The following is a 19,709-nucleotide window of genomic DNA, read 5'->3' as shown; positions in this document are numbered from 1 at the left end:
AATTTGTGAACATTTCTTTAAATGTGTATATAAAATATATCTTTTTAAGTAGGATATGAGTATTATAAAGATGTATTAAAAATATATCTTTTAAAAATGAATCTTTCGGAGGCGAAAGTTATGAAACAAACAACTATTTCTATTGTAAAAAGTACAGTTCCTGTTTTAGAAAAGCATGGTCAAGCAATCACAACTCGTTTTTATAAAATGCTTTTTGAACAGTATCCTTCTTTAAAAAATGTATTCAACCAAACAAATCAAAAAACAGGACGTCAGCAAATGGCGTTAGCTAATACAGTTTATGCCGCTGCGCAGTACATCGATCGGCTTGAAACGCTGCTTCCAGTTGTGAAGCAAATCGCCCATAAACATCGCAGTATCGGCGTGAAAGCAGAGCACTATCCAATTGTCGGCGAGTTCTTATTAAAGGCAATTAAAGATGTTTTAAAAGAAGCTGCGACCGATGAGATTATGGAAGCTTGGAAAGAAGCTTACGGTGCCATTGCAGACGTATTCATAAGTGTGGAGCAAGAGTTATATGAAGAAGCTGAAGAAAAAGGATGGAAAGATTATAAAAAACTAATGGTTCATAAAAAAGTAAAAGAAGCAGAAGGCGTGTACTCGTTTTATTTAGTATCACCTGATCAAAAAGCACTGCCTGCTTTTCTGCCAGGTCAGTACGTGAGTGTACGAATTCTTGGTCAAGAATATTTATCCATTCGCCAGTACAGCTTATCTGGCTATCCAAACCAACCATACTATAAAATTACGGTGAAAAAAGAAAAACAAATGGAAGACGGGGTCGTGTCAACGTATTTACATGATCAATTGAAAGAAGGAGACTTGCTTGAAGTCAGCGTTCCAGCAGGAGATTTTGTCTTAAAAGAAAATAATAAATCAGTATTTATCAGCGGAGGTGTAGGAATTACTCCAATGATGTCAATGCTTCATCAAGCATTGGAAAACAATCAAGAAGTAACATTTATTCACAGTGCTAAAAATGAGCAGTTTCATGCAATGAAACGAGAGCTTCAATCGTTGTCAGAGACATATACGTTTGAACAGCACGTTTTCTATAGTCAAGCGCAAACAGATCAGCATGATGAAAACATAACGTATGGTCGCTTAACTAAAAAAGAGCTAGCTAAATATGCCGGCGATAAACATGCATATTATTATGTTTGTGGATCTTCTTCATTTACACAAATGGTGTTAGAAGGCCTAGATGAAATGGGCATTTCCCAAGAAAATATCATGTATGAATCGTTTGGCCCGAAAATGAGTATGACTCCTTCCGCATAAATGTATGGAAAAAGGGTAAAAAGCTAACAGTAGACAATACTGTTAGCTTTTTTATGAAAGGGAGTTTAAAGATGACAAATAAGCAGTATGACATGGTGGGAATAGGAATAGGCCCTTTTAATTTAGGCTTAGCGGCCCTTGCTGAGCCTCTTGATGAAATTGATGCAGTCTTCTTTGATAAAGAAGAGAAATTTGAATGGCATCCGGGCATGTTAATTGACGGTACGGATTTGCAGATTCCGTTTCTAGCAGACTTAGTTACATTTGCAGATCCAACAAGCCCCTATTCTTTTCTAAATTATATTCACAAGCAAAAGCGCTTGTATCCGTTCTTTTTCTTTAATCGTTTTGACATTCCGCGTCAAGAATACAACGAGTACGCAAAATGGGTAGCGGAGCAGCTATCTTCCTGCCACTTTTCTTCAAAAGTTGTGGACGTGATACCAAAAAATGAAGAAGAGTATTATGAAGTAAAGGTAGAAACACCTGAGGGAATTCAAACGGTAAATGCTAAACACGTTGTAATGGGAACAGGAAGCATTCCACTTGTGCCTCCGGCTTTTGAAGAAAAGCTAAATGAGCATATTTTACACAGCAGCGGCTATTTACATAAAAAAGAAGAGATTCAAAAAGGAAAGCATGTAACGATCGTTGGTTCAGGGCAAAGTGCTGCCGAGATTTTTCTGGATTTACTAGAAGAACAGACTGAACATCATTACCACCTTACATGGTTTACAAGATCCTCTAATTTTTTTCAGCTTGATCAATCCAAGCTTGCTCAAGAGTTATTTTCGCCAGACTATGTAGATTACTTTCATTCGCTGGCTTTTGAGGAACGTACAAGCACGGTAGAAGATTTAAACCCCCTACGTCACGGAATTGAATCTTCTACCTTAACGAAAATCTATGATTTACTCTATCATCGTTCACTTAAAGGAAGAGTACCCGTTACGATTCAAGCTTCGACTGAAGTAAGTGACATTCATAAAAAAGCAAATGGATATGAGCTGGAGTGTAAACAATTAAAGGCTGATCGCTCTTTTCAATACGAAGCGGATCGTTTGATATTATCCACGGGCTATAAGCCAAAGATTTCGCCGTTCATCGAACGAATAAAAGATGATATCGAATGGGAAGATGACAAGCGTTTCAACGTCACAAAAGATTACCGGCTTGTCTTTAAACAACCCCGTAACCACCACTTTTTTACGTTAACTAACATTGAACATTCACACGGATCTGGCGCAACAAATCTTGGTTTATCCGTTCAGCGTAATCAGCGTATTCTGAACGTAATTGCAGGTAGAGATGTGTATCCAGTTCCAGAAGAGACGACGTTTCAGACATTTAATTTGTTTTGAATGTCTGATTTATAAAAACCTACACTGTGTTTTTAGATTATTGTAGAAAAGTTTTTTACTCATAAACCATGTTTAAAAGAATAGTGTACGGGTATTTTATTTATAGAACATTAGTACACAAATCAATTAAGGAGTTGCTTAGAATGAGTAAGAAAATTGCAGTATTAGTAACAGATTTATTTGAAGATGTGGAATATACAGATCCAGCCAAAGCCTTTGAAGAAGAAGGCCATACGCTAACAAAAATCGATGTGAAAACAGGCGAAGTAACAGGTAAACAAGGCGAAACAACATTAACAATTGATAAAGCAATTGCCGATGTAAAACCAGAAGATTTTGACGCATTGTTTTTACCCGGAGGCTTCTCACCAGATATCTTGCGTGCGGACGATCAAGTCGTAGCTTTTACAAAATCATTTATGGATGAAGGCAAACCGGTTATGGCTATTTGTCACGGGCCACAGCTGCTAATCAATGCTGAAACATTAAAAGGACGTGACGTAACTGGTTTCAAATCAATTGCTATTGATTTGAAAAATGCAGGCGCAAACTTCCATGATAAAGAAGTTGTGGTATGCGGTAATCAACTAGTTACAAGCCGTACACCAGATGATATGGAAGCATTCGTACGTGAATCAGTAAACGTCTTAAAATAAGTAAATAATATTAGTAAAACTTTCTGTAAAAGGCGATAACAGGGTGGTTTACCACTCTGTTGTCGCCTTTTTTGTATGTAACGTTTTTGACGAGGAATTTACAGTTATATTACCGCATTGGATGAAGCTGTTTTTCAAAGTATATGAAAACCTTTTACTATCAATAGCTGGAAGTCGCGTAATATAATCGAAATATTTTTTACATAAGTGTGAGTATAATTTTGGTAGCTTAAAAGACGTTGCGAGTTTCATAGTTTTCGTGCAACAATGAGGATGCATCACGAGGTTGGCTTGCTACAAGCTTAGATGCGTTGCGGTTTTACAAAAAACTTTATTATCACATAGGAGGATTTCAAACATGAAGAAAAGGTTTCGTATTGCCACTGTCGCAGGTGCCGTATCATTAGGATTACTAACAGCAGGACAAGCAAATGCAGCAGCTCCTGATTGCAACACTCCAAAACAAATTACCATTAAAGATGCTCAAGCAGCACAAAATATAAATGTAGACGAGCTATTAAAGAAATTTAACGCTCAAGGACAATCTGCTCAAGCAGCAGCTCCACAGCAAGAAACACAAGCACCAGATCAAGCTGAAGCAGCTCCACAGGAACAAGCAAAAGCACCAGAGCAAAGTGAAGAGGCAAAAGCTCCTGAGCAAACACAGCAAAACACAAAAGCTCAACAATCAGAAAATACTGATAAAGCAGAACAAACAAAAGATGCTAGTCAATTTGAACAAAAAGTAGTAGATTTAGTAAACCAAGAACGTCAAAAACAAGGTTTAAAGCCTTTAACACTTAACAAAAAATTAAGTGACGTTGCGCGCACTAAATCAAAAGATATGATGGACAAAGGGTACTTTGACCACAATTCACCAACATATGGTTCACCATTTGATATGATGAAACAATTCGGCATTGAATATACAACTGCAGGTGAAAACATTGCAAAAGGTCAGCAATCTCCTGAAGATGTAATGAATGCTTGGATGAATAGTGACGGTCACCGCAAAAATATTCTAAACCCTGATTTCACTGAAATTGGTGTTGGATACGTAAAAGGTGATACTACGTACTGGACTCAACAATTTATCGGTAAGTAATACAAAAAGAGCAGGATATACCTGCTCTTTTTTGCGTTTTTAGCTGTCCAATTTGGGTATAGTAAAGTAAGAACACGTAAAGGAGTGCCTTAAATTGGGACGTATAGTAAAAAAAATTCTAGTCGCTGTTTTTCCTATCCTGTTAAAAGAAGGATATCGTCATTATAAAAATCGTAAAACTCGAACTACCCCCTCTAAAGGGTATAAATAAAAAGGACTCGAAAGAGTCCTTTTTATTTTATGCTTGAACAGGGATATGCTTAAATTCTTTTACGTTAAATAATCCTTTGTCGGTTAATTTTAGACATGGAATAACAGGTAAGCTCAAGAAAGATAAAGTCAGCAACGGATTGAATTTCTGTGAGATATCGAGATCATGAAGAGCCCCGTGAAGCTGCTTAAGTAAGCTATTTACTTCATTGTAAGGGTGAGGTGACATTAACCCTCCGATGGAAAGAGGGAGGGAACCAATCACTTCATTATCTTTTACAATAACAATACCTCCGCCGATTTCTTCAATTGCCGCAATTGCTTTTGCTAAATCCTCATCATTTGTTCCTACGGCTACGATATTATGTGAATCGTGAGCAATCGTAGTAGCGAGCGCTCCATCTTTTAACTGAAATCCTTTTACGATCCCAAGACCAATATTTCCTGTTAGATGATGGCGCTCAACAACAGCCATTTTCAGCTGATCGTTTTCTACAGAAGGCTGAAATTCGTTTTGCTTTACTTGAACTTCTTCTACAATATGATTTGTAAGCAGGCTGTTTGGATTAATTTCAATAATATTAGCCCGATTGTGCTGAAGTGGTATCGTAAGTTTGTTAATAGAAAACTCTTTCAAATGAACAGAATTCATTAGTTCTGTCGGAAGATCAATTTGTTCTTCTTGCACAGACAGCATCTCTCCATTTTCAGCAATAAGCTCTCCGTTTTGATAAACATGTGCTGCAGATATATCAGTTAAGTCGTCCAACAGAATAAAATCAGCTTTGTAACCAGGAGCAACCGCCCCTCTATCTTTTAACCCGTAGCATTCAGCGGCATTTAATGAAGCCATTTGAATCGCAATTAACGGATCCAGCCCGAGTTCAATAGCAAAACGAACATTGTAATCAATAGAGCCTTCCGTTAATAAATCATCTAGATGTTTGTCATCGGTACAGAATAAAAATCTGCGCGCGTTGCGTTCATTTACAGCAGGTAACAATTGTTTCAAATCTTTAGCAACAGAACCTTGGCGGATTAGAACATACATCCCGCGCTGAATACGTTCAATTGCTTCTTCTGCTGTTACGCATTCATGATCTGTTGAAATATTAGCGGTACGATAAATGTTAACGCCCGTGGCATCTAGCCCTGAGCCGTGCCCATCAATTACGCCGTTTGCATCGTTAGCTGCTTGTAATTTATCGAGCATATCGTCATCTCCATCTCGAACAGCAGGGAAATCCATCACTTCTGCTAATCCAAGCACGCGAGAGTGAGAGAAAAATGGCGCTAAGTCAGCTGCTTTTAAGACGGCTCCAGAGCTTTCAAAAGGAGTTGCTGGCACGCTTGAAGGTAAGTTCACAAATACGTCTAAAGGAATGGAATCCGAGTTTTGAAGCATAAACTCAATGCCAGATTTCCCTGAAACATTCGCAACTTCATGAGGATCCGTTACGACAGTTGTAACACCTCTAGGTACAAGAAGTTTTGAGAACTCTTTAGGTGTAACCATTGATGATTCAATGTGAACGTGTCCATCAATGAACGTAGGCGAAATGTATTTTCCTTTTGCATCAACGACGTTATTCCCGTCGTATTGACCTATTCCAACAATCACTCCATCAGCAATCGCAATATCGGCTTCAATGATGGAAAGCGTAAAGACATCGATAATTTTCCCGTTTTTCACTACAAGATCTGCAGGTGTTTTTTTATTGGCAACAGCAAGCTGTTTTTTTAAGGTTGTTTTTGTATTTGACATGAATGTGACTCCTCTCATTGTATAACTGAATAACAATGAAGGACTATGTAAGGGAGAACATAAAGAAGAATAAACATGTAGTATGAATGATGTTCAACCCTCGTAGTCCAACTATTTACGGTAGTTCGGTAGAAACTCTTGGACCCTATTTCCAAGACTATACGAGCTTTAGGTATTTCGATACATTCTATAGACAAATAATAAAAACGTCAATTCCTAATAAAAAAGAAAGATTTTTGGGAATATTTCATCTATGTGTATGTAAACGATTTAACTCTTATTTGCTCGCTAAAAGGTGCAGCATTCATGTATAGAAAAAAATGTAGAAAAAACCGTCAATGGCTATTAGTCATTGACGGAGGTGTCATTAAGCTTGTTTACGCAGTGTACCTAATTCTTCTGCGATCGCTTGCATTTCACTTGGGCTAAAAGAATCTTTTCTCATTACCATATCGTATAAGTACTTTAAGTCTTCATACATTTCTTCGTCAAAAGCTTCGGCTTTAATTGCTCCGATATTTAGCATGCGCAATTTTTCACTGATGCTATCGACCATATGTTTAATATTCTCTGGAGATTTTACTGATAAATCCACTTTGTTCATCCTTCCAGTTGCGTTTTTTTTATTGTAACATGTTTTTATCGTGTGAACACTTTTATGTCAGGTTCTTATCCACAGAAGAGTGGAAACGATATAAATAAAAGAAAACTATTTTTTAGTTTAAAAATGATTGTATATAATGTTTGTAATAAGGGAAAGGAGTCGAGACTATGATTAACGTATTATTCGTTTGTTTGGGAAATATTTGTCGTTCACCCATGGCAGAAGCGGTCTTTAAAGATATGGTGAAGAAAAAAGGGCTACAAGGACAAATTCACGTAGATTCTGCAGGCACAGGAGGCTGGCACAAAGGAAATCCTCCTCATGAAGGGACGCAATCTATTTTAACGAAAAACAACATTGATTTTAAAGGGCAAACAGCAAGACAAGTGATTCAAGAGGATATAGCTAAATTTCATTATATTATTGGAATGGATGTCGAAAATGTAGGAAATCTGAGAAGAATGGCTGGACATACTAAAACAGGTTATATTGCAAGACTTTTGGATTTTGTGCCTGGTTTACATATTGAAGATGTGCCTGATCCTTATTTCACGGGAAATTTTGACGAAGTATATGACTTAGTTCAAGAAGGATGCAAGGCGCTTTTAGACGAAATTATAGAGAAGCATTTCTCGGAATAAGTGATACTAAAAAAATAAAAAGCGGAGGAGAAACGACAAATGGGTAAACGAAATAAGCTAGTAGAAGGTATTGTCATTGGAGCAATTATAGGAGGAGCTGTTTCTTTATTTGATAAAGAAACCAGAAGTTCCGTTATTCAAGGAAGTAAAAAATTGAAAGACAAAACAACAACTCTTATTCAGCATCCTGAACTTGTAACGGATACTGTGAAAGAGAAATATGAAACGATCCGCACGACCATCGAGCAAGTTTCTGAAGATGTATCATTTGTAGCAGGAAAAGTAGAAAAGTTAAAAGAAACAACCCCTCAGGTGATGGAAATTGTAAACGATACAAAAGAAGCATTTGTAGAGAAGTATGGTGATGAACAAAAATAAATAAGGAGGCACATATGGCTGGAATATACATAAATAACATCGTAAAGTTTGGCAAAGAACTCATGGGCCGCATTCATCGAGATGAGCTGCCCAGCTTATCAGCTGAATTGGCTTATTATTTGCTGCTCTCGCTATTTCCTTTTTTAATTTTCTTAATTACGCTGATTGGATTTTTGCCATTGGAATCAACAGATCTGCTTGACTTGGTCGAAAATGTAGCGCCACAGCAAACGCTGCACATGATTGAAAGCAACGTTTCTCATATCATTGGTTCTCATAATGAAAAACTATTATCCTTTGGTATCATTGCCACGATGTGGTCTGCTTCAAATGGAATTAATGCGATCGTAAGGGCATTTAACCGAGCGTATCACGTACAAGAAAATCGGCCGTTTTTAGTGGCGAGAGGCATGGCAGTTCTCCTTACTTTTGCGATGATATTTGTTATTATTGTAGCGCTTTTACTTCCTGTTTTCGGTCATATGATTGGTCTTTATTTATCGTCTACGTTTGGATTTTCAGAAACTTTTCTCGCTTTATGGTCTGCCTCCCGCTGGATTATCAGCGGTCTCATTTTGTTTACTGTTTTTACGGGGTTGTATTACTTTGCTCCTAATAAAAAGCTGCTGATTCGAAATGTTGTAAAAGGAGCGGCTTTTGCTACGGTCGGGTGGACAGTGGTATCGATGCTGTTTGCGTATTACGTAAATCATTTCAATAACTATACAGCTACATATGGAAGCTTGGGCGGAATTATTATCCTGCTTATTTGGCTGTATCTATCAGGTATGATTATCGTTATTGGAGGAGAAATTAACGCTATTTTCTACGACCGTCGAGTTAAATCTTCATAGTCACAAATTGGGATGAAATCATTCGCAAGATATGAGCATACTAACAAAGTGAAAGGGAGGTTTTACATCATGACAAAGCATACGAAAAAAGACGGAAGCAATACAAAGCAAAATAAAAAGAGCCAGCCCAAGCATAAAACAAGCAACAGCCAAAATGGACAAAACGGTTACCATTAAGGCATTGATTTCCATAATAAAAAGCCTAACAAATACGTTAGGCTTTTTTTCGTCAAGATTTTAGCAAGCGAAGGCCGTTTAAAATAACTAAAATGGTGCTGCCTTCGTGACCAATAACACCAAATGGCATATCAAGCACTTGGAAAAAATTCGAACAAATTAATAAAAAGATGACGGCAATAGAAAAAATAACGTTTTGCTTCACAATTGAGTTCATTCGTCTGGAAAGAGCTACTGCATCCGAAATTTTTGATAAATCATTTTTCATTAAAACAATATCTGCCGTTTCCAGTGCCACATCGGTTCCTTCTCCCATGGCTACTCCAACGTTAGCAGTAGCGAGAGCAGGTGCATCGTTAATGCCATCTCCCACCATTGAAACGGTAGGGAATTTTTCTTTTAACGCTTTAATTTTATCTACTTTCGCTTCAGGCAAACATTCTGCAATGTATTCATCGACGGCACATTCTTTTGAAATGGCCTCGGCTGTTTTTTCGCTGTCTCCTGTAATCATGACGGTATGAATACCCTGCTCTTTCAGAGATTTAACAGCTTCTACAGCTTCTGTTCGTACAACGTCTTTTAGCGCAAGCAATCCCACAATACCATGCTGGTCTTTTGCGTACACAATCGTTTTTCCTTCACTGGCAAGCGTAGATGAAATCCCATTTTCAAATTCAGCTGCTTCTTCTTTACCTACAAAATCTGCTTTTCCTATCTTCCACGTATCTTCTTGAAGAGACCCAATCACACCGTATCCGGGAACGTCTTCAAGTGAATCTGGCTGAACGAGCGTCAATTCCTGCTTGTTTTTCACAAAGTCAACAATGGATTGAGCAAGCGGATGATTAGACTGACGTTCAATGGATGCTATTTTAATAAGAAATTCCTGTTCGTTTATATCAGAACGTACAATAACATTTGTCACTTCTGGCTTTCCTTTTGTTAACGTGCCTGTTTTGTCAAAAGCAATTGCGCTTAAATGGCTTAACCTTTCCAAATGCACGCCGCCTTTGAACAAAATTCCTTTTTTTGCTCCGTTTGAAATAGCAGACAGCGAAGCAGGGGTGATAGATGCAACTAGGGCGCAAGGAGACGCTACAACTAAGAGAATCATTGCTCGGTAAAATGTCTCGGTCCAGCTCCATCCAAGCACATAGTGGGGGAGAAACAGCATAACTGCCACAACCGATAGAACAATTTTTACGTATGTGCCTTCAAATCGTTCGATAAACAATTGAGAAGGAGACTTTTCACTTTGAGCCGTTTGAACAAGTTGAATGATCTTTTGAAACAGCGTCTCAGCACTTGGCTTTGTCATTTTAATGGTAATGGCGCCTTTCACATTCACCGTGCCCGCGAATACTTCATCGTCGAGCTGTTTTAGTACAGGGACAGATTCACCCGTAATAGCCGCCTGATCAATCGTTGTTTGACCTGAGACAACAATACCATCGGATGGCACTCGTTCACCCGGCTTAACTAACAGCAAGTCTCCGATTTGTAAATCTGAAATGGAGACAATTTCTTCTTGGTCTCCAATCAGCCGCGTTGCTTCTTGCGGCTGCAAATTCATTAAGGCGCTAATTTCTCGGTTGCTTTTATTCATGGTGTACGTTTCTAATGCACCGCTTAGTGCAAAAATGAAAATAAGCATAGCACCTTCTGTCCAGTAGCCAATTACAGCCGCTCCAATGGCCGCAATAATCATTAGCATTTCGACGTTTAATTCTTTATTTTCAATCGTTTCTTCAATGCCTTCTTTTGCTTTAGCAAATCCACCTATCACATAAGCTAATACAAAGAGCGTAATAGATACAGCTGTATCCTGCTGTTTTGAAATCAGCCAGCCGGCTAAAATAAGCACTCCGCTCAACAGTGCAGCAATGAGTTCACCATGTGTTTTTAATACGTTGACAGCAGAAGATGTTTGCGGCGTTTGTTCTTGTTTTTTAGGTAACGCATTTTCCATACAAATCCTCCTTGAACGATAATTGAGAAAAATAATCACAATCATTACCCCTAAAAAAGCACGAAAGCTGCCATCTCAGCGATAGCAGCACACTTTTTCCATTTATTATCTTTTGAATTGGGATATTTAGTATAGTATAGCACGGAACAAGCAAGGAGGTAACAACTAATGCTTAAAAAATAAAAACAGAATGCAGCTGGACGTCTGCATTCTGTAAAAAACGTACTACATATCTAAATGCTCTTCATAATATTTATAAGCGGAAGTGTAAATGTGCTCGATATCGGCATCCGTCATGTACATTAAGGTTTCACGGTCGATCCCCTTCATTGTTTCAATAAATGTAATCATGTTTTTACGTTCTTGTCTGCTCATTTATTATTCTCCTCTCCATCTGTTTTAATACAGTTTATTATATTTAATTGTATTATATAACAGAAAAAGTATTTTGTGTGGATTTTTTTTTAAAATAGGCAAAAAAATTTTGAAAGACGTAAATAATTGACTATAGAGAAAAAGGTATTTTATAATTTATATATGAACATATGCTCATATACTTGCATATAATGAACGGAGAGATGTTATGAAAAAAGATGAACATTCGTTTTTATCACCTCAAACAGTAGAAGAAGCATCAAGAATACTAAAAGCTATTTCAGATCCTACGAGAATGAAGATTCTCTATTTGCTATTTCAAGAAGAGTGTTCAGTCGGTCATATGGTTGAAGTGCTTGGTGTTTCACAATCAGCTATTTCACATCAGTTAACTCACTTGCGTCATTTACGTTTAGTAAAATATCGCCGTGAAGGGAATACGTATTTCTATACGTACGATGATGAACACGTGGTTGGAATATTGCATCAAGTGATTCAGCACGTAGAATGCGCACATAACAATTAGAAGGAGGGGCTTTGCATGAGTCATGATCATCACCACCATCATCATGGTCATCATCACCATTTTGATACACAGCGTGAAGGCAACAAAAAAGGTCTGTTAATTGCACTAATTATCACCGCGGGTATTATGGTTCTTGAGTTTGTTGGAGGGCTTTTTACAAATAGTTTAGCGCTATTATCCGATAGCGGACACATGCTGTCGGATACAAGCTCACTTGCTCTTAGCCTCGTAGCCATATGGTTTGCTAACCGAGATGCGTCGGCTAAAAAAACGTACGGTTATTATCGTTTTGAAATATTAGCGGCTCTTTTTAACGGAGTGGCACTGTTTGTAATAGCAGGGTTTATCATTTATGAAGCCTATCAGCGCGTACTGGAGCCGCAGTCTGTAGCAAGCGGCAGCATGATGCTGATTGCTGCTGTTGGTTTACTCGCTAATTTAATCAGCGCATGGTCACTTATGAGACAAGGCGATGTAAAAGGAAATGTAAATTTGCGCAGCGCTTACTTACACGTATTGGGAGATGCTTTAGGGTCTATTGGAGCTATTGTAGCGGGACTTCTTATGATGCTGTTTGGATGGTATATTGCTGATCCGATTATTTCTGTAGTTGTGTCTGTATTAATTTTAAAAAGCGCTTGGGGCGTGCTTGCTCATAGCGTTCATATTTTGATGGAAGGCTCTCCTGAAGGAGTGGATCACAGTGAAATAAAAAACCTTCTTGAAAACATTGAAGGAGTCAAAGATGTGCATGATTTACACATCTGGACGATTACTTCAGGACTGGACTCATTGAGCTGTCATATGCGCGTAGAAGATGAAAAAGATTGTCAGCAGATTTTGCAAAAAGCCATTGATTTAGTACACGATCACTGTGGTATTGAGCATACGACGATACAAATTGAAAAATCAGCTCTTCAGCACCGGACGCTAAAAGTTTAAAAACAAGCGAGAACTTATAAGTTCTCGCTTGTTTTTTGCTGCATAGGCATTTTTTGTCCGAATACAAAAAGAAGGATAAAAATAAAGCCAAGCATCCCGCTAATAATATTAAAAAAGCTGACATGATGAAAGAACTGAATAAAAGTACCGCCTATGTAAGGACCGGCAAGGCTTCCGATACTAAAAGCAATGCCGCATAGTAAATTACCTGTAGGAAGCAGACGAGTAGGAATCAAATCCGTCATATAGCTGATTCCTAAACTAAACGTAGAACCTACAACCATGCCTGCTATAAATAAACACGCTACTAATGGAATAGCGGTGTCTTCCAAGAGACTTGCTGTAAAAAAAGTCACGGCTCCAATTGATAAAATCCATCCTAATACCAATTTCCGTCCGAATTTATCGCTCAGTATGCCAAGAGGAAGCTGAAACACAATAGCTCCAACTGCAAAGGAAGTCAGCAGCAGTGAAATAAACTCTACTTGCAATCCAATTCGTAAACCGTATACAGGAAAGCTGCCGTTCAGTGATGACTCTAAAAAACCATATCCAAAAGGCGGTAAAAAAGCAATCCAAGCATATTTAGCCGCTTTAGAAAATCGCTTAGCCGTTTCTTTTAATGAATTAACCTCAACTCCCTGAAGGGGAAATTCATTTTTTATCAAAAATAAAAATACCCACGTTAGAAGACATAGAGCAGAAGAAATCATAAAAGGCAGCGCTTGATTAATTTCAATTAACGGCGTCATTAAAGGACCAACAGCAAAACCAATACCAAAAAAGAGCCCATACAGTGAAATGTTTCTACCTCTTTTATCAGCAGGGGAAGACGATGTAATCCACGTTTGAGTTCCAAAGTGCAGCGCGTGATCTCCTATTCCAATAAATAAACGGAGCACAAACCAAAATACAACAGATTTCCACAGGGGAAACAAAGCTAAAGATACAATAACTAAAAGTCCTCCTGCTGCGATAATTGGCTTGTATCCGTATCTGCGAAGCGGCGCTTCCATGAAAGGAGAAATAAATAAGATGCCCAGGTACAATCCAGTTGCGTTTAATCCGTTTATAGTAGAGGAAAGACCATCTTTCTCAAAAATAATAGCAATTAAAGGCAGCAGCATGCCTTGGCTGAATCCAGAAATGGCGACAAGGCTAACTAAAATCCAGAAACGTTGTTGATGAGTAGCACCCATAGCATTTAACCTCTTTTTATCTATATTTTGTCAATCCAACTGTTTAATCGTACAAGGAAAACACTTTATTGACAAGGATATAAACAGGCCGTGCTGTCCATTTGACATCTTTATGTAAGGGGAGTAGAATAAAACGTGTAAATATTTACATGTTTTTATTTACAATTAAGAGGTGATTGCTATGATAGAACCAGGGCTGAAGAAAATAGCAACATTCACAATTAATGTTGGTACACCCGTCGTTATTGGTCATACAGGATTAGGAAAAAAACAGTTTATTCCCATTAAGTCAGGTACTGCAGACGGGGAAATAAAAGGCTTAATTCTTCCAAGTGGAGCGGATTCTCAAATTATTCGTTGGGATGGCCGCGTCGATTTATCTGCACGATATGTCATTCAAACAGAAGATGATGAACTTATTTATATTGAAAACAATGGAATACGTCAGGTTAGTGAAGAGTTTAGAGAACAGGCTGCTGAAGGTGAAATTATACCCCCAGAGCACGTTTACTTTCGTACGATTCCTGTCTTTGAAACTGGAAGTGCAAAGTATAAGTGGTTACAGGACCGCATGTTTATAGGCGCTGCTGTAAGAAACCCAGAAAGCGTTGTGCTAGACATATACGAAGTTTTATAAATCAAATCAAAGGAGAGGTATAGACATGGAAAAATTTATTGGAAATCATATGATTTACACATACGAAAACGGATGGGAATATGAAATCTATATTAAAAACGAAAATACAATCGATTATCGTATTCATAGCGGAATGGTGGCAGGACGATGGGTTCGTGACCAAAAAGTAGATATTGTGAAATTAACAGAAGGTGTATATAAAGTATCTTGGACTGAACCAACGGGGACAGATGTATCTTTGAACTTTATGCCTGATGAAAAACGCATGCACGGAATTATTTTCTTCCCAAAATGGGTACATGAACATCCTGAAATTACCGTGTGCTATCAAAATGATTATCTTGATTTAATGCATGAATCCCGTGAAAAATACGAAACATATCCGAAATACGTGGTTCCCGAATTTGCTGACATTACATTCATCACAAATGTCGGAGTAAACAATGAGGAAGTTATCGCTCAAGCGCCTTACGAAGGAATGACGGATGATATTCGCGCTGGAAAATTAATTTAATACGGAGTCATACAAAAGGCTAGGACAAAAGTATATTAGTTGAAGGAAGATCCGAACGAAGTTGATTCTTGATCAAGAATCAACTTCGTTCGGATTTTTTTATTGTGATGGTGCCCGGAAATAAACCGCGGTGTAACAAGTGATCTATAGTGAGAGTAGTTGGTTATATAAAAAACGGTTTATAATGAAGGAAAGGAGTGAAGAAAATGGAATTTAACATGAAAAAAGAGGCGGGGTTTACGACAGATTTTCCTTATGGAGAGCTACATATCGCCGGAGATGAAGAGCATGGCTTTCGTCCGTATCAGCTAATGACATCATCCATTGCCGTGTGCAGCGGAGGCGTGTTAAGAAAGATTCTAGAGAAAAAAAGAATCGCTTTTTCCGATTTACGCATCCAAGCTGATGTAACGCGCAATGATGAAAAAGCGGGGCGAATCGAAAAAATTCATTTGCACTATATCATCACGGGAAAAGACCTGCCATTAGACAAAATTGAAAAATCGATTGAGCTAGCCCGAAAAAATTGTTCAATGCTACAGTCGGTTATTGACAGTATAGAAGTGACAGAAACCTTCGAAATAAAATAAAAGTGGACATTGTCCACTTTTATATTTCTTTTGGTTTGCTTCCGGCTTTATCAAAATAGCGCATGCGTTCAGGAGTCAGCTGAAGAAGCAAAAAATTTGGGTCATCTGGACTTTTAATCCACTCTTTTAACTTTTCATTCCAAAATTTCTTTTTTAACTCTTCGTTTGTTTCTACATTTACTTTGGCTTCTACCTCTACATACGGATCACTCCAACCTTGCCCATCATAGCCTAACAAAATATGAACGTAAGGGTTTTTTTCTAGTTCTTCGACTTTGTGGGTATCTTTATTGGTGGCGGTGTAAAGCACAAGATCTTCATGAAAAAACATCATAAAGCGTGAATAAGGTTTTCCATCTTGAATCGTAGCTAACGTTCCGATTGTATAGTCATCCAGTACCGATAAAATTTGATTTTTTACATCATTACTCATTTTTTCACTCCTCATTCTATCTCATTATCCTTGGTAGTTTGGCTGATTTTTAAATATCTTAATCAAAAATCAATTAGAGGTTTATCATTTATAAAAATAGGTTAAAAATACTAACATTGACGGTGAGTCTATACAAATTCCATTAATTTGATATGATTGATTTTGTTGTAAAAAAATGAATAAGGTAGGTGTACATATCGATGATCAATCGGATTTTTCTGATAGCGGTTATTCTTGGGGTGCCGCTATCTGTTATTGGGCACATGATGCACTGGTCAGATGTTCTTATGTTTATTATTTACTGTTTAACAATCATTGCCCTCGCAGCTTTTATGGGAAGAGCTACAGAGAGCTTAGCTGTTGTAGCTGGTCCTCGAATAGGCGGTCTATTGAATGCTACCTTTGGTAACGCTGTAGAATTAATTATTTCGATTTTTGCTTTAAAAGAAGGCCTTACAGCCGTGGTGCTTGCATCGTTAACCGGTTCTGTATTAGGAAATCTCCTTCTTGTAGGCGGTCTTTCATTCTTTATCGGGGGACTTAAATTTAAGCGTCAAGAATTTAATGTCTATGATGCAAGACATAATTCTGGATTATTGATCTTTGCTGTTATCGTTGCGTTTGTTATTCCTGAAGTGTTTGCTAGCGAAATGGACGAAGCGAAGACCATGTCTCTAAGTGTCGGAATTTCCATTATTCTCATCATCTTATACTTAGCGGCGTTATTCTTTAAGCTGGTCACGCATCGAGGCGTGTATCAGCATAAAAGTGAAGAAGTGGAAGAACATGAGGAGCCAGAGTGGTCAATGTGGAAAGCGATTGCGGTTCTCTTTTTGTCTACGTTAGCGGTGGCTTACGTATCCGAAAGCTTGGTAAGCACAATCGAAATTGTCTCGGAAAGCTTTGGCTGGAGTGAGCTGTTTATCGGGGTCATCATTGTAGCGATTGTTGGGAACGCGGCAGAGCATGCTTCCGCTATTATTATGGCCGTTAAAAATCGCATGGGTGTAGCTGTTGAAATTGCTGTTGGATCAACTTTACAAGTAGCGATGTTTGTAGCACCAATATTAGTACTTGTTTCGCTAATGTTCGAAAGCCAAATGTCTCTTGTTTTTACTTGGCCTGAGTTGATTGCGATGGTAACAGCCGTATTTTTAACGATTGCGATTTCTAATGACGGAGATACAAACTGGTTTGAAGGCGCAACTCTTTTAGGTGCTTATATTATTATGGGAATTGGTTTTTATCTTATTTAAAAAAGAAACGTTCACTTTATGTGGACGTTTCTTTTTTGTAAGTGAATAGAAGAATTTCCCTTTTGGTATTCAGGATAAAACAGGGGATGTTTGAAAAAACTATGGTTGCATTCATTAACGATGTTGAAAGGAGTTTCTAGATGTTACGTAAATTGCTTTTATTTGTGTTTACCATCATTATTTCATTTTCATGTTCAACGAAGATCGCCATTGCAAAAACAGCTCAGCCTACCATCAACGTGCCTTCTTCAGCTTTAAATATTTCAAAAGAAAATACGTATCCAAATGCTAGTCAAGACACGCCTTATTTGCAGCCGAGTGAGTTCACAAAAGAGCTCATTGAAACGTCAAATGTAAAAATTGAAAACCCTGATTTAATTCGTATATTAAATGAATCAAACATTTCTAAAACTCCATGGGCAATTGGATTCAGAGCAACCATTTTTTTAGGACAGTGGCCGTTAAATTATGAATCAACAGAAACAAACGTTAACTGGCAGCACCAGCGAATCAATACGAATCATTATGATAACAGAGCGGGAAAAACTCAGTACAAAATGATGTACAGTCAGGAAAATCAAAGCCATGTAAAAGGCGGATTAACGGCAAAAGTGCCTCAGCCTGATCATGTTAAACAAATGATGCTAATTGAAGCAGCTAAAAAAACAAAGCTCACTTTATCATTTCAAACGTTTGTAGGTGCCGGAACGAAAAAAGACCAGGTGTATAACGTAGCTCCTAAAAAAGTAGGTTATCTCTATGCGTACACGCCTGCTGTAAGTGAAAAGGGAAAAGTAACGTATGGGGAAGTATATGTAACGGTAAAAGGCAGCAAGCGTTCAATTGTGGTGAGAAATGTAACTTCTCAAGGAATTGGAGCATGGATTCCAGTACAAGATTATGTCTCCTTAAGTTTCGGGGCTTACGATCAGCCGAGATAACAAAAAAAGAGATTCCAGTGGTGGAATCTCTTTTTGTTATTTTGTAATCTTCGCTTGGAGTTTGCTAAAATCAGTATCTTGATAATAGCTGTTTTTTACCAAAATATTAGGTCCCAAACAAGAGACCGCTGAACAATGGCAGCTAAGTTCTTTAGAAATTGTGCTTTGCTGCCACGTATCAAAAGCGTCTGTAAGCTTTGTATCTTGAATGTTGCCAAGAGGAGGCGTATCACCAAAATCAGTTACGATAATATCTCCGTCGAAAATATTTACATTTAGGCGAGAACGTCCGTCTGGATCGTTTCGAACGGTTACATTTTTACTGCTATACAAGCGCTGTAAAAGCGTTAAGTCTTCCTCGTTATTACTGCATGCATAAAACGGCAGCGTGCCGAATAGCATCCACACATTTTCATCTCGAATATCAAGAAGGTGATGAATCGCTTGACGCATTTCAGGAAGAGATAATGTCTCTAAGGTGCTGGCAAAGTCACTTGGATACATAGGGTGTACTTCGTGACGCTGACAAAGCATTTCATCCACAATTTGACGATGAATTTTTTCCATATGAGGAAGCGTACGTTTATTTAACATCGTTTCAGCTGATACCGTTACACCTGCTTTTACAAGCGCGCGGCTGTTTTCAATCATACGGTCGAAATATTTGGCGCGCTGCTCATAAGTAGGCTTTCGCTCCATCATTGCAAAGCCAGCTTCAACAAAGTCGTCCATCGTTCCCCAATTGTGAGAAATATGTAAAACATCTAAATAAGGAATGATTTGTTCGTAACGAGCAAGATCTAATGTTAAATTTGAATTAATCTGTGTACGGACACCTCGTTCGTGTGCATACTTTAATAAAGGCACCACATAATTTTTCACAGAAGATAGAGACATCATAGGCTCTCCGCCCGTGATGCTTAACGCTCGAAGTGTTGGAATTTCATCGAGACGTTTTAAAATTAAATCAAGAGGCAGTGCGTTTGGGTCTTTTGGCTGCAGCGTATATCCAACTGCGCAGTGCTCACATCGCATATTACAAAGCGTCGTTGTTGTAAATTCAACGTTTGTGAGCGTCGGTTTGCCATATTGTTTCATATCTAAATACGCTTCCCACGGATCGAATTCCGGGGTAATTCGTTGTAAAGTGGCCATAAAAAAACTCCTTTTATTTTTCCGTAAAGTGAAATGATGATGAAAACATCTCACGGTCCGTCCTGCTAGACTAAATTATACGTCCCATTCAAAACGGACACCAGTGACTATTATGG

21 protein-coding genes and 1 riboswitch are annotated in these 19,709 nt (G+C 38.1%); of the genes, 14 read left to right on the top strand and 7 right to left on the bottom strand.

What is annotated here, in order from left to right:
• Window positions 1-120: 120 nt before the first annotated feature.
• From hmpA to ACH6EI_RS23495, 4 genes are all read left to right on the top strand, one after another.
• Window positions 121-1,302, top strand: coding sequence for an NO-inducible flavohemoprotein (gene hmpA / locus ACH6EI_RS23510; RefSeq protein WP_099330593.1), 1,182 nt, complete (start codon window positions 121-123; stop codon window positions 1,300-1,302).
• Between the two features lie 71 nt (window positions 1,303-1,373).
• Window positions 1,374-2,663: a lysine N(6)-hydroxylase/L-ornithine N(5)-oxygenase family protein gene (locus ACH6EI_RS23505; RefSeq protein ID WP_028412459.1), complete on the top strand. Its 1,290-nt coding sequence runs from the start codon at window positions 1,374-1,376 to the stop codon at window positions 2,661-2,663.
• 143 nt (window positions 2,664-2,806) lie between these two features.
• A complete protein-coding gene (locus tag ACH6EI_RS23500; RefSeq protein WP_013081517.1) occupies window positions 2,807-3,319 on the top strand; it encodes a type 1 glutamine amidotransferase domain-containing protein in 513 nt (170 codons plus the stop codon).
• Window positions 3,320-3,677: 358 nt separating this feature from the next.
• Window positions 3,678-4,424, top strand: a complete 747-nt coding sequence (locus tag ACH6EI_RS23495) for a CAP domain-containing protein (RefSeq protein ID WP_028412458.1) — start codon at window positions 3,678-3,680, stop codon at window positions 4,422-4,424.
• A 238-nt stretch (window positions 4,425-4,662) separates the two neighbouring features.
• On the opposite strand, the gene ade is transcribed toward ACH6EI_RS23495, so the two are convergent.
• A complete protein-coding gene (gene ade / locus ACH6EI_RS23490) occupies window positions 4,663-6,399 on the bottom strand; it encodes an adenine deaminase (RefSeq protein ID WP_099330594.1) in 1,737 nt (578 codons plus the stop codon).
• A gap of 83 nt (window positions 6,400-6,482) precedes the next feature.
• Window positions 6,483-6,584: riboswitch (purine riboswitch) on the bottom strand.
• A 182-nt stretch (window positions 6,585-6,766) separates the two neighbouring features.
• The gene (locus ACH6EI_RS23485; RefSeq protein ID WP_013055127.1) at window positions 6,767-6,994 is read right to left on the bottom strand and encodes a DUF1128 domain-containing protein; all 228 of its coding nucleotides are present in this window, start codon (window positions 6,992-6,994) and stop codon (window positions 6,767-6,769) included.
• 176 nt (window positions 6,995-7,170) lie between these two features.
• On the opposite strand from ACH6EI_RS23485, the gene ACH6EI_RS23480 reads away from it, so the two are divergent.
• From ACH6EI_RS23480 to ACH6EI_RS23470, 3 genes are read left to right on the top strand one after another with little or no spacing between them, the layout of a single operon-like run.
• Window positions 7,171-7,644, top strand: a complete 474-nt coding sequence (locus tag ACH6EI_RS23480) for a low molecular weight protein-tyrosine-phosphatase (protein WP_028412456.1) — start codon at window positions 7,171-7,173, stop codon at window positions 7,642-7,644.
• Window positions 7,645-7,683: 39 nt separating this feature from the next.
• Window positions 7,684-8,022 carry a hypothetical protein gene (locus tag ACH6EI_RS23475; RefSeq protein ID WP_013055129.1) on the top strand — a complete coding sequence of 113 codons (339 nt, stop codon included), beginning with the start codon at window positions 7,684-7,686 and terminating at the stop codon, window positions 8,020-8,022.
• 14 nt (window positions 8,023-8,036) lie between these two features.
• The gene (locus tag ACH6EI_RS23470; protein WP_034267022.1) at window positions 8,037-8,876 is read left to right on the top strand and encodes a YihY/virulence factor BrkB family protein; all 840 of its coding nucleotides are present in this window, start codon (window positions 8,037-8,039) and stop codon (window positions 8,874-8,876) included.
• 229 nt (window positions 8,877-9,105) lie between these two features.
• Here ACH6EI_RS23470 and ACH6EI_RS23465 read toward each other — a convergent pair whose 3' ends face one another.
• Complete coding sequence (locus tag ACH6EI_RS23465) at window positions 9,106-11,025, bottom strand: heavy metal translocating P-type ATPase (protein ID WP_028412454.1); 1,920 nt, start codon at window positions 11,023-11,025, stop codon at window positions 9,106-9,108.
• 225 nt (window positions 11,026-11,250) lie between these two features.
• On the bottom strand, window positions 11,251-11,400 hold the full coding sequence (locus ACH6EI_RS23460) for a BH0509 family protein (RefSeq protein WP_013055132.1): 150 nt from the start codon (window positions 11,398-11,400) through the stop codon (window positions 11,251-11,253).
• A 208-nt stretch (window positions 11,401-11,608) separates the two neighbouring features.
• Between ACH6EI_RS23460 and ACH6EI_RS23455 the strand changes: the two genes are divergently transcribed.
• The gene (locus ACH6EI_RS23455; protein WP_098999464.1) at window positions 11,609-11,926 is read left to right on the top strand and encodes an ArsR/SmtB family transcription factor; all 318 of its coding nucleotides are present in this window, start codon (window positions 11,609-11,611) and stop codon (window positions 11,924-11,926) included.
• A 15-nt stretch (window positions 11,927-11,941) separates the two neighbouring features.
• Window positions 11,942-12,868, top strand: a complete 927-nt coding sequence (locus ACH6EI_RS23450) for a cation diffusion facilitator family transporter (protein ID WP_098999465.1) — start codon at window positions 11,942-11,944, stop codon at window positions 12,866-12,868.
• 14 nt (window positions 12,869-12,882) lie between these two features.
• Here ACH6EI_RS23450 and ACH6EI_RS23445 read toward each other — a convergent pair whose 3' ends face one another.
• Complete coding sequence (locus tag ACH6EI_RS23445) at window positions 12,883-14,067, bottom strand: MFS transporter (RefSeq protein WP_098999466.1); 1,185 nt, start codon at window positions 14,065-14,067, stop codon at window positions 12,883-12,885.
• A 181-nt stretch (window positions 14,068-14,248) separates the two neighbouring features.
• Between ACH6EI_RS23445 and ACH6EI_RS23440 the strand changes: the two genes are divergently transcribed.
• From ACH6EI_RS23440 to ACH6EI_RS23430, 3 genes are all read left to right on the top strand, one after another.
• Entirely contained in the window at window positions 14,249-14,704 is a 456-nt protein-coding gene (locus tag ACH6EI_RS23440; protein WP_028412450.1) for a DUF3237 domain-containing protein, read from the top strand.
• Between the two features lie 25 nt (window positions 14,705-14,729).
• Window positions 14,730-15,218 (top strand): phenolic acid decarboxylase, encoded by a 489-nt coding sequence (locus ACH6EI_RS23435; protein ID WP_048021570.1) that lies wholly within the window; start codon window positions 14,730-14,732, stop codon window positions 15,216-15,218.
• A gap of 206 nt (window positions 15,219-15,424) precedes the next feature.
• Window positions 15,425-15,808, top strand: coding sequence for an OsmC family protein (locus tag ACH6EI_RS23430; protein WP_034263756.1), 384 nt, complete (start codon window positions 15,425-15,427; stop codon window positions 15,806-15,808).
• Window positions 15,809-15,827: 19 nt separating this feature from the next.
• Here the strand turns inward: ACH6EI_RS23430 and ACH6EI_RS23425 are convergent, their stop codons facing one another.
• Entirely contained in the window at window positions 15,828-16,241 is a 414-nt protein-coding gene (locus ACH6EI_RS23425; RefSeq protein ID WP_034263743.1) for a pyridoxamine 5'-phosphate oxidase family protein, read from the bottom strand.
• Between the two features lie 200 nt (window positions 16,242-16,441).
• On the opposite strand from ACH6EI_RS23425, the gene cax reads away from it, so the two are divergent.
• Entirely contained in the window at window positions 16,442-17,497 is a 1,056-nt protein-coding gene (gene cax, locus ACH6EI_RS23420) for a calcium/proton exchanger (RefSeq protein WP_034263745.1), read from the top strand.
• A gap of 140 nt (window positions 17,498-17,637) precedes the next feature.
• On the top strand, window positions 17,638-18,438 hold the full coding sequence (locus ACH6EI_RS23415; protein ID WP_028412446.1) for a YfkD famly protein: 801 nt from the start codon (window positions 17,638-17,640) through the stop codon (window positions 18,436-18,438).
• Window positions 18,439-18,474: 36 nt separating this feature from the next.
• Here ACH6EI_RS23415 and yfkAB read toward each other — a convergent pair whose 3' ends face one another.
• Window positions 18,475-19,593 (bottom strand): radical SAM/CxCxxxxC motif protein YfkAB, encoded by a 1,119-nt coding sequence (gene yfkAB, locus ACH6EI_RS23410; RefSeq protein WP_028412445.1) that lies wholly within the window; start codon window positions 19,591-19,593, stop codon window positions 18,475-18,477.
• Window positions 19,594-19,709 lie beyond the last annotated feature (116 nt).

The sequence above is a fragment of the Priestia sp. JSM ZJ58 genome (genome assembly GCF_044383985.1).
In the GTDB taxonomy this organism is placed as follows: Bacteria; Bacillota; Bacilli; order Bacillales; family Bacillaceae_H; genus Priestia; species Priestia zanthoxyli.
The sequence above is the reverse complement of the archived record's forward strand: the minus strand, read 5'-3'. Positions and strand labels throughout refer to the sequence as shown.